Origin of the sequence: Allomesorhizobium camelthorni (assembly GCF_011045125.1) — a bacterium.
Lineage (GTDB): Bacteria > Pseudomonadota > Alphaproteobacteria > Rhizobiales > Rhizobiaceae > Allomesorhizobium > Allomesorhizobium camelthorni.
On sequence record NZ_JAAKZF010000029.1, the window covers coordinates 63,786 to 70,789 of the forward strand.

At 64.0% G+C, this 7,004-nt stretch carries 8 protein-coding genes and 1 tRNA gene; 5 read left to right on the top strand and 4 right to left on the bottom strand.

All coding sequences use genetic code 11. The features are described 5' to 3' along the window. Positions 1–23 precede the first annotated feature (23 nt). Genes G6N73_RS19355 through G6N73_RS19365 form a run of 3 tightly spaced genes read left to right on the top strand, consistent with a single transcriptional unit; the run spans position 24 to position 2,363 of the window. Positions 24–1,310 (top strand): O-acetylhomoserine aminocarboxypropyltransferase, encoded by a 1,287-nt coding sequence (locus tag G6N73_RS19355; protein ID WP_165030532.1) that lies wholly within the window; start codon positions 24–26, stop codon positions 1,308–1,310. Between the two features lie 3 nt (positions 1,311–1,313). Then, positions 1,314–1,664: a cupin domain-containing protein gene (locus tag G6N73_RS19360; protein WP_165030534.1), complete on the top strand. Its 351-nt coding sequence runs from the start codon at positions 1,314–1,316 to the stop codon at positions 1,662–1,664. A gap of 54 nt (positions 1,665–1,718) precedes the next feature. Continuing rightward, the gene (locus G6N73_RS19365; RefSeq protein ID WP_165030536.1) at positions 1,719–2,363 is read left to right on the top strand and encodes a hypothetical protein; all 645 of its coding nucleotides are present in this window, start codon (positions 1,719–1,721) and stop codon (positions 2,361–2,363) included. A 3-nt stretch (positions 2,364–2,366) separates the two neighbouring features. Here G6N73_RS19365 and G6N73_RS19370 read toward each other — a convergent pair whose 3' ends face one another. Then, entirely contained in the window at positions 2,367–3,623 is a 1,257-nt protein-coding gene (locus tag G6N73_RS19370) for a cytochrome P450 (RefSeq protein WP_165030538.1), read from the bottom strand. A gap of 64 nt (positions 3,624–3,687) precedes the next feature. Between G6N73_RS19370 and G6N73_RS19375 the strand changes: the two genes are divergently transcribed. Continuing rightward, complete coding sequence (locus G6N73_RS19375; RefSeq protein ID WP_246252259.1) at positions 3,688–4,476, top strand: sulfite exporter TauE/SafE family protein; 789 nt, start codon at positions 3,688–3,690, stop codon at positions 4,474–4,476. A 24-nt stretch (positions 4,477–4,500) separates the two neighbouring features. Here the strand turns inward: G6N73_RS19375 and G6N73_RS19380 are convergent, their stop codons facing one another. Then, on the bottom strand, positions 4,501–4,908 hold the full coding sequence (locus G6N73_RS19380) for a GFA family protein (RefSeq protein ID WP_165030540.1): 408 nt from the start codon (positions 4,906–4,908) through the stop codon (positions 4,501–4,503). A 138-nt stretch (positions 4,909–5,046) separates the two neighbouring features. Here G6N73_RS19380 and G6N73_RS19385 point away from each other — a divergent pair, with 138 nt between their 5' ends. Next, the gene (locus G6N73_RS19385; protein ID WP_206078957.1) at positions 5,047–6,357 is read left to right on the top strand and encodes a M23 family metallopeptidase; all 1,311 of its coding nucleotides are present in this window, start codon (positions 5,047–5,049) and stop codon (positions 6,355–6,357) included. Between the two features lie 104 nt (positions 6,358–6,461). On the opposite strand, the gene G6N73_RS19390 is transcribed toward G6N73_RS19385, so the two are convergent. Then, entirely contained in the window at positions 6,462–6,623 is a 162-nt protein-coding gene (locus G6N73_RS19390) for a hypothetical protein (protein ID WP_165030544.1), read from the bottom strand. 166 nt (positions 6,624–6,789) lie between these two features. Further along, a tRNA-Val gene (locus G6N73_RS19395) sits at positions 6,790–6,865 on the bottom strand. Positions 6,866–7,004: the final 139 nt, after the last annotated feature.

The following is a 7,004-nucleotide window of genomic DNA, read 5'->3' on the forward strand; positions in this document are numbered from 1 at the left end:
CATTACGGGGTTTTGGAGGAAAGATGTCTCAGCGCATTCCGGGTTTCAACACGCTGGCGGTCCATGCCGGCGCCAAGCCTGACCCGGCGACCGGCGCGCGCGCCACACCGATCTACCAGACGACGGCGTATGTGTTCGACGATGTCGATCATGCCGCCTCGCTGTTCGGCCTGAAGGCGTTCGGCAACATCTATACCCGCATCATGAATCCGACGCAGGCGGTGCTGGAGGAGCGCGTTGCAGCACTGGAAGGTGGAACCGCGGCGCTGGCGACGGCTTCCGGCCATGCCGCTCAGTTTCTGGTGTTTCACACCATCATGCGCTCCGGTGAAAATTTCATCGCCTCGCGCAAGCTTTATGGCGGCTCGATCAACCAGTTCGGCCATGCTTTCAAGAGTTTCGGCTGGGAGGTGCGCTGGGCCGATGTCGACGACATCTCGACCTTCGAGGGCCAGATCGACGCCAAGACGCGCGGCATCTTCGTCGAGAGCCTGGCCAATCCAGGCGGCGAATTCGTCGACATCGCCGCAATCGGCGAGATCGCCCGCAAGCACGGCCTGCCGCTGATCGTCGACAACACCATGGCCACGCCCTATCTGCTGCGCCCGATCGAGCATGGCGCCGACATCGTCGTGCATTCGCTGACGAAATTCATCGGCGGCCACGGCAATTCCATGGGCGGCGTGATCGTCGACGGCGGCACGTTCGACTGGTCGAAATCCGAGAACTACCCGATGCTGTCGGACCCGCGCCCCGAATATGGCGGCGTGGTGCTGCATGAGACTTTCGGCAATTTCGCCTTCGCCATCGCCTGCCGGGTGCTGGGCCTGCGCGATCTGGGACCGGCGATCGCGCCGCTCAATGCCTTCCTGATCCTGACTGGACTGGAAACCCTGCCGCTTCGCATGCAGCGCCATTGCGACAATGCGCAGAAGGTCGCCGAATGGCTGTCGACGCAGAGTCAGGTCGCCTGGGTCTCATATCCCGGGCTTCCGGAAGACAAGAACCATGCGCTGCAGCAGAAATATTCGCCGCTCGGCGCCGGCGCGGTTTTCACCTTCGGCCTGAAGGGCGGCTATGCGGCGGGCGTCAAGCTGGTGGAAGGGCTCGAATTGTTCTCGCACCTGGCCAATATCGGCGACACCAAATCGCTGGTCATCCATCCGGCCTCGACCACGCACCGCCAGCTTTCCGACGAGCAGAAGATCGCGGCCGGCGCCGGTCCGGACGTGGTCCGGCTTTCTGTCGGCATCGAGGACGTCGAGGACATCATCGCGGATCTGGAGCAGGTATTTTCGAAGTTGGGGTGAGCCATGTATGTCTCGCATTTTCGCGCCATCGTAATAGCCGGTACCAACCCGGAGGCGGGCGCGCCCGCCGAAGGGCGGCTGATTTCGGGCGACCCGAAATTCCGCACCTGGAATGTCGAGGAGGCCGAAGGCGGCATTTACGCCGGCATGTGGGAATCGACGCCCGGCAAATGGCGGATCGAATATGACGAATGGGAGTTCTGCCATATCCTGTCCGGCGTATCGGTCGTCGCCGAAGACGGAGGCGAAGCGCGCACCGTCAGGGCAGGCGACAGCTTTGTCCTGCGCCCCGGCTTCAAGGGAACCTGGGAAGTGGTCGAGACGACGCGCAAGGAATATGTAGTCCGAGTTTGAGCTTCCGAACCGATTCCTTACCAGCGCAGTCCGGCGATTCCATCCAGGCATTCCATGTCGGTCACCCTAGCCAAGACCCGCGCGCTTCTGCGAAACGTCCTTACCAAGAACTATTCGGTGCCTGATGCACCATTCATGCCGGACCGCAACGTGGCGGCGCTCGCCGAAGCCCTGAGCGCCGCGGAATGCTATCTCGAATATGGTGCCGGCGGATCGACTGTCTTCGCGGCCAGAACCGCGGTGCGATGCATCGTCTCGGTCGAGAGCGACCGCGCCTGGCGCGACCACGTTGCGGACAAGCTGGCCGAAAGCTCTCCGGGCCATCTGCATCTGATTCACGTCGACATCGGCCCGACCAAGCGCCTGGGCTACCCGCGCTGCGGCTCATTCAGGGCAAACTTTCGCAATTATCCGCTGGCTGGCTGGCGTCGATGCGAGGAGGCAGGGCTGTCGCCGGACCTGGTGCTCATCGACGGACGCTTTCGCCTAGCATGCATTCTTGCGGCGCTGCTTCACGCAAAGCCCGGCTGCAGGATTCTGCTGGACGACTACAGATGGCGTCGTCGCTACCACCGCGTGGAAGAGTTCGCCAAGCCCGTTCGCATGATCGGGCGCATGGCGGAATTCGTGGTCGCCGCGGAGTTGCCACGCGACGAAATCCGACACGCGCTGGAAGCGGCGATCCACGATCCTCGCTGACGCTCACCATTCGCACTCCAGCCTCTCCAGCCCATGAAAATGATAGGTGTCGCGAAAGCGCGGCTCCTCCGCCAGTCTGATCCCCGGCAGGCGATCGAACAGCACCTTCAGCGAAGCCTGGAGTTCCAGCCTGGCCAGCGGCGCGCCGATGCAAAAATGGATGCCGGCGCCGAAGGACGCGTTCTTCTGGTCCGGCCGGCCGGGATCGAAGCGCGCCGGCTTAGCAAAGGCGAGGGGATCGCGATTGGCGCAGGCGAGTAGCAGGCCGATCTCTTCGCCGGGCTTCACCGTCACGCCGTCGCCCGCTTCGATCTCGCCGTAGGCATAGCGCGTGAACATGTGCAGCGGCGCATCGAAGCGCAGGCATTCTTCTACCGCCGCCGCGGTTGCTTCGGAGGTGGCGAAGAAGCGGCGCGGATCGCCGCCCTGCGCAAGGATCGCGTTCACGGCATTGCCGGTCTGGTGGACCGTCGCTTCGTGGCCGGCGTTGAGCAGCAGGATCGCCGACGACACCAGCTCGTCTTCGCTGAGTTTCTGGCCGTCTTCATGCGCCGAGATCAGCAGGCTCAAAAGATCGTCGCCGGGTTTCTTGCGGCGCTCGGCGACGTAGGAGCGCAGGAAATCCGAGAAGGCTGCGGCTGCGGCATTCGCCTTCTCCTCGGTCTCGCGGGTCCGCCCGTGCATATACATGGCCACCATATCGTGTGACCAGTCGAGCAGTTGCGGCCCCATCTCGACCGGCACGCCAAGCATTTCGGCGATGATGGTGATAGGCAGCGGCGCGGCATAGGCCGGTAGCAGATCGACTTGGCCGTCCCCCTCAAACCGGTCGACCAGTTCGTTTGCCAGGCTTTCGATGCGCGGCCGGAACCGCTCGACCTGACGCGAGACGAAAGCGCGGTTGACCAGCGTCCGGAGGCGCGTATGCACTGGCGGCTCGAGTTCCAGCATGGAGTTGGCCTCTACCGCATCGAATGCGGCAAGGTGGCCTCGGTCGCCGGACGCAGCGGCGCCGGTCATGTAGCCGCCCGGGAATTCGCGGCCGAAGCGGCGGTCGCGCAAAAGCCGGCTGACATCGTCATAGCCGCCAAAACACCAGAAGCCGTAATCCTCCCAGAAGAAGGTGCGCGAGGTTTTATGCAGCCAGGCGTAGGTCTCGTAGGGGTTCTGCACGAAACCCGGCTCGTGCGGATCGAGCCTCAGCCGACGCGTAGTGGGGTCGAAGTCGAGATAGGGCGGCGCAGCAGAACTCGGGGTCATGCAGAACTTCTATCAATACCGCCGGTCGGAGCACCAGATGCTTCGCTCGAAATAGACATGGCAAATGAGCGCGCTACTTCTGCCGGAAAACCGCATTAGGCGCTGCATGACCGTCTATCTCCTCCTCGCGGCCTCCGGCTTCATCGCCTGGACAATCTCGACCATCGGCGGAGGAGGCGGGGCGATGCTCCTGGTGCCGCTGGTCGGCTTCGTCGCCGGGGCGCAGGCGGTTGCGCCCGTGACGACGCTCGCGACGCTGATTGCTGGCAGCGGGCGCGCATTCGTATTCAGGCGTGACATCGAATGGCGCGTGGTCGGCTGGGCGCTTCCGGGCGCCGCCATTGGCGGCCTGCTCGGCGCAACCGCATTCTCGTCGACCCCGGCCGAATGGCTTCAGATCGTCGTCGGGCTGTTCCTGATCTCCACCGTCTTTCAATATCGGCTGGGCGCCAGGAAGCAGACGTTCGAGGTTTCTCTCTGGTGGTTCTTTCCAGCCGAACTGCTGGTTGGCTTCCTGTCCGGCCTGATCGGAGCCATGGGGCCGGTCATGAACAATTTGTATCTCAACGCCGGGATAGTGAAGGAGCGCATGGTCGGCACCAAGACCGCGGTGTCGCTGCCGATGCACATAGTTCAGCTAGGCACCTATTCGGCCCTCGGCTCGATGAACGGCAAGCTCTTCCTGTTTGGAGCGGCGGCGGGTGTGGGCGCGCTGGCGTCAAATTGGCTGGCCAGACGATTCCTCCGTGAGATGCGTGCGCGCGATTTCCGCGCCATTGTCGTCGGCTTCATGGCGCTGAGCGGCGCCGTGATGATGTGGGGACAACGCGATACGATTATCGGCATTTTCTGAGCCTGCGATCCAAGTGCTTGTAAGTCACAGATATCTCGTCTCGGCCGGCGGATTCTGCCAATTGTTGTGCCGTCCGTCTGAATAGCGGACAGGGGCAGCGGCAAGTTCCGAAGGCTCGACATGATCAAGCGTGGCTATAAACACGCCGATGAAGTCTCCGCCCATGTAGTCGGCGCTGCCGGTCGCATGGGTCATGACGCCACACTCGGCGCAGAAGTGCTTCAAGGGCGCCAGAGGATGCTTGTGGTAGGATTTGACCGCATCAGCGCCTGTCAGCAGCCGGAAGGCGGCGGGCTTCACGAAGGCTTTCCACGCCCGCGTTTTCATGCAGAACGTGCAGTTGCATTTGCCGGTGCCCTGCGACAGGTCGATATCCGCCTCGTAAGAAATCGAGCCGCAGTGGCAACTCCCTCTATAGGTTGTCAGGGTCACGATGTTTCTCCCGCAGCACGCAGGCCCGTATGTTCACCGCCAAGGCATGTTGCATCGGGGGCTTTTGTATCTGCAAAGCGCCCGCATCCGGCCCATCCGCGTCCTGCTCCGCCGGGCAAAGCTTTGTTAACCCTAATAATGTGTAATCGCCGCATTGAGGGCTGGGGTTGGGAAGTCGTGGCAAAATCCGGTCAGGCGGCGGTTTTCGGCAGGCGCAAGGAACCGCACACGATCATCATCGCGCGCGGCGACGAGATCAGGCATTTCACCGTCCGTCCGTGGATCGCGGCCTTCCTCGGCTCAGCGGCCGCGGCGGTCGCCGTCGGCTACCTGCTCGCCACATCCTACCTCGTGCTTCGCGACGATCTGATCGGCGCGGCCACCGCCCGTCAGGCGCGCATGCAGCAGGCCTATGAGGACCGCATCTCGGCGCTGCGCGCGCAGGTCGACCGCATCACCAGCCGCCAGCTGCTCGACCAGCAATTGATGGAAACCAAGGTCAGCGAGCTTCTCCACCGCCAGTCGCAGCTGACCCAGCGCCACGGCCGGCTGGAGCCCATTCTGGGCCGCGCCACCGCCGCGCCGCAGCTGCCTGCCACGGTCCCGGCGCCCGCCGCCAAGCCTGAGATCCGCGCGGGCCTGACAGCGGGCGAGAGCCCCTTCGAACGCGCCGGCATGGCCCCGGCCGCCGCGCAGCCCTTCTCTTTCTGGTCGACCCGCAACGCCTCGCGGCCCGACGAGACGTCCGCCGACCAGGCCGACCGGCTGTTTATCGCCATCAACCAGTCGCTGCGCTCGATCGAGACCGAGCAGCTCGCCCGCATCACCACGCTCGCCGACAGCGCCTACCAGACCGCGGATGCGATTTCGGACGCGCTGGAATCGGCCGGGCTGCCGGTCGACGGCGATTTCGGCAAGGACGGCGTCGGCGGGCCGCTGGTCGCGCTCGGCAATCCCGCAGGCTTCGAGACCAGGGTTCAGGAGCTCGACGAGGCGCTCGACCTGCTCGAGCGCATGAAGAAGGAAGCGCAGCGCCTGCCCATCGCCAATCCAGCGCCGGGCCGCGCCATCTCCAGCACGTTCGGCGTGCGCAAGGATCCCCTGCTCGGCACGCCTGCGCATCATTCGGGCATGGATTTTCGCGCTCCGGTCGGCGCGCCGGCCCGGGCGAGCGCCGCCGGCACCGTCGTCAAGGCCGGCTGGAACGGCGGCTACGGCCGCATGGTCGAGATCGAGCACAGTGGCGGCTTCACCACGCGCTACGCGCATCTGAGCAAGATCGGCGTGAAGGAAGGCCAGGCGGTCAGCCGCGGCCAGGAGATCGGCAAGGTTGGCAGCAGCGGCCGCTCGACCGGCCCGCATCTCCACTATGAAATCCGCCGCGATGGCGAGGCGATCGACCCGCTGCGTTTCCTGAAAGCCGGCAGGAAGGTCAGCAACTATCTCTGAGCGGCGAACGGCGGCCTTGAGTTTGTCCTCAACGATTGCTTTGGCTGCCGGCCAACCCGGTTTCGCGCAGCGGAGCCGTTGCTAGTCCAGCCACCCTTGCCGGCTCATTGTCCGGGCAGCGGCGGCAGCGCTATGCCGTAGCAATAGCCGGCTTCGTCCATCCTGGTGTTGCACGGCCTGCCGGCCATCCCCGCCGATGGCGGCGACTGGCAGCCGGAAATGGCGATTGTGGCGGTGAGAAGCGTCCAGACAAGCACGCGTGGCATAGTTGCTGCTCCCTCAATAGCAGCCAATTCGTACCATGAGCGGAGACATCTTTACAGCCTCGCTGAAACCGGGGATTGAGCGAGGCGCCGTGAAACACGTGCCCGCACGGAGCGCTACAGTGCGCTGCCAGCAATCTGCGCAGGCCCCGGAAAACGATGGAGAGGATGGTGGGCGATGACGGGCTCGAACCGCCGACATCTTCGGTGTAAACGAAGCGCTCTACCAACTGAGCTAATCGCCCGACGCGTGGCGGACGTTTAAGCGGTTCGCCCTGTCTCCGCAAGGTCAAATCGCGCCGCAGCCGGCTGCCGGCTAGGTGTGCTGAGATTCAGGTCAGGCCGAGTCGAAAATGGTGGATTTCGAGAACCGGAGCGGAGCGA

Coding starts and splice junctions, on each gene's coding strand:
- G6N73_RS19355 (WP_165030532.1), top strand. CDS start 24: ATGTCTCAGCGCATTCCGGGTTTCAACACGCTGGCGGTCCATGCCGGC.
- G6N73_RS19360 (WP_165030534.1), top strand. CDS start 1,314: ATGTATGTCTCGCATTTTCGCGCCATCGTAATAGCCGGTACCAACCCG.
- G6N73_RS19365 (WP_165030536.1), top strand. CDS start 1,719: ATGTCGGTCACCCTAGCCAAGACCCGCGCGCTTCTGCGAAACGTCCTT.
- G6N73_RS19370 (WP_165030538.1), bottom strand. CDS start 3,623: ATGACCCCGAGTTCTGCTGCGCCGCCCTATCTCGACTTCGACCCCACT.
- G6N73_RS19375 (WP_246252259.1), top strand. CDS start 3,688: ATGAGCGCGCTACTTCTGCCGGAAAACCGCATTAGGCGCTGCATGACC.
- G6N73_RS19385 (WP_206078957.1), top strand. CDS start 5,047: ATGTGTAATCGCCGCATTGAGGGCTGGGGTTGGGAAGTCGTGGCAAAA.
- G6N73_RS19390 (WP_165030544.1), bottom strand. CDS start 6,623: ATGCCACGCGTGCTTGTCTGGACGCTTCTCACCGCCACAATCGCCATT.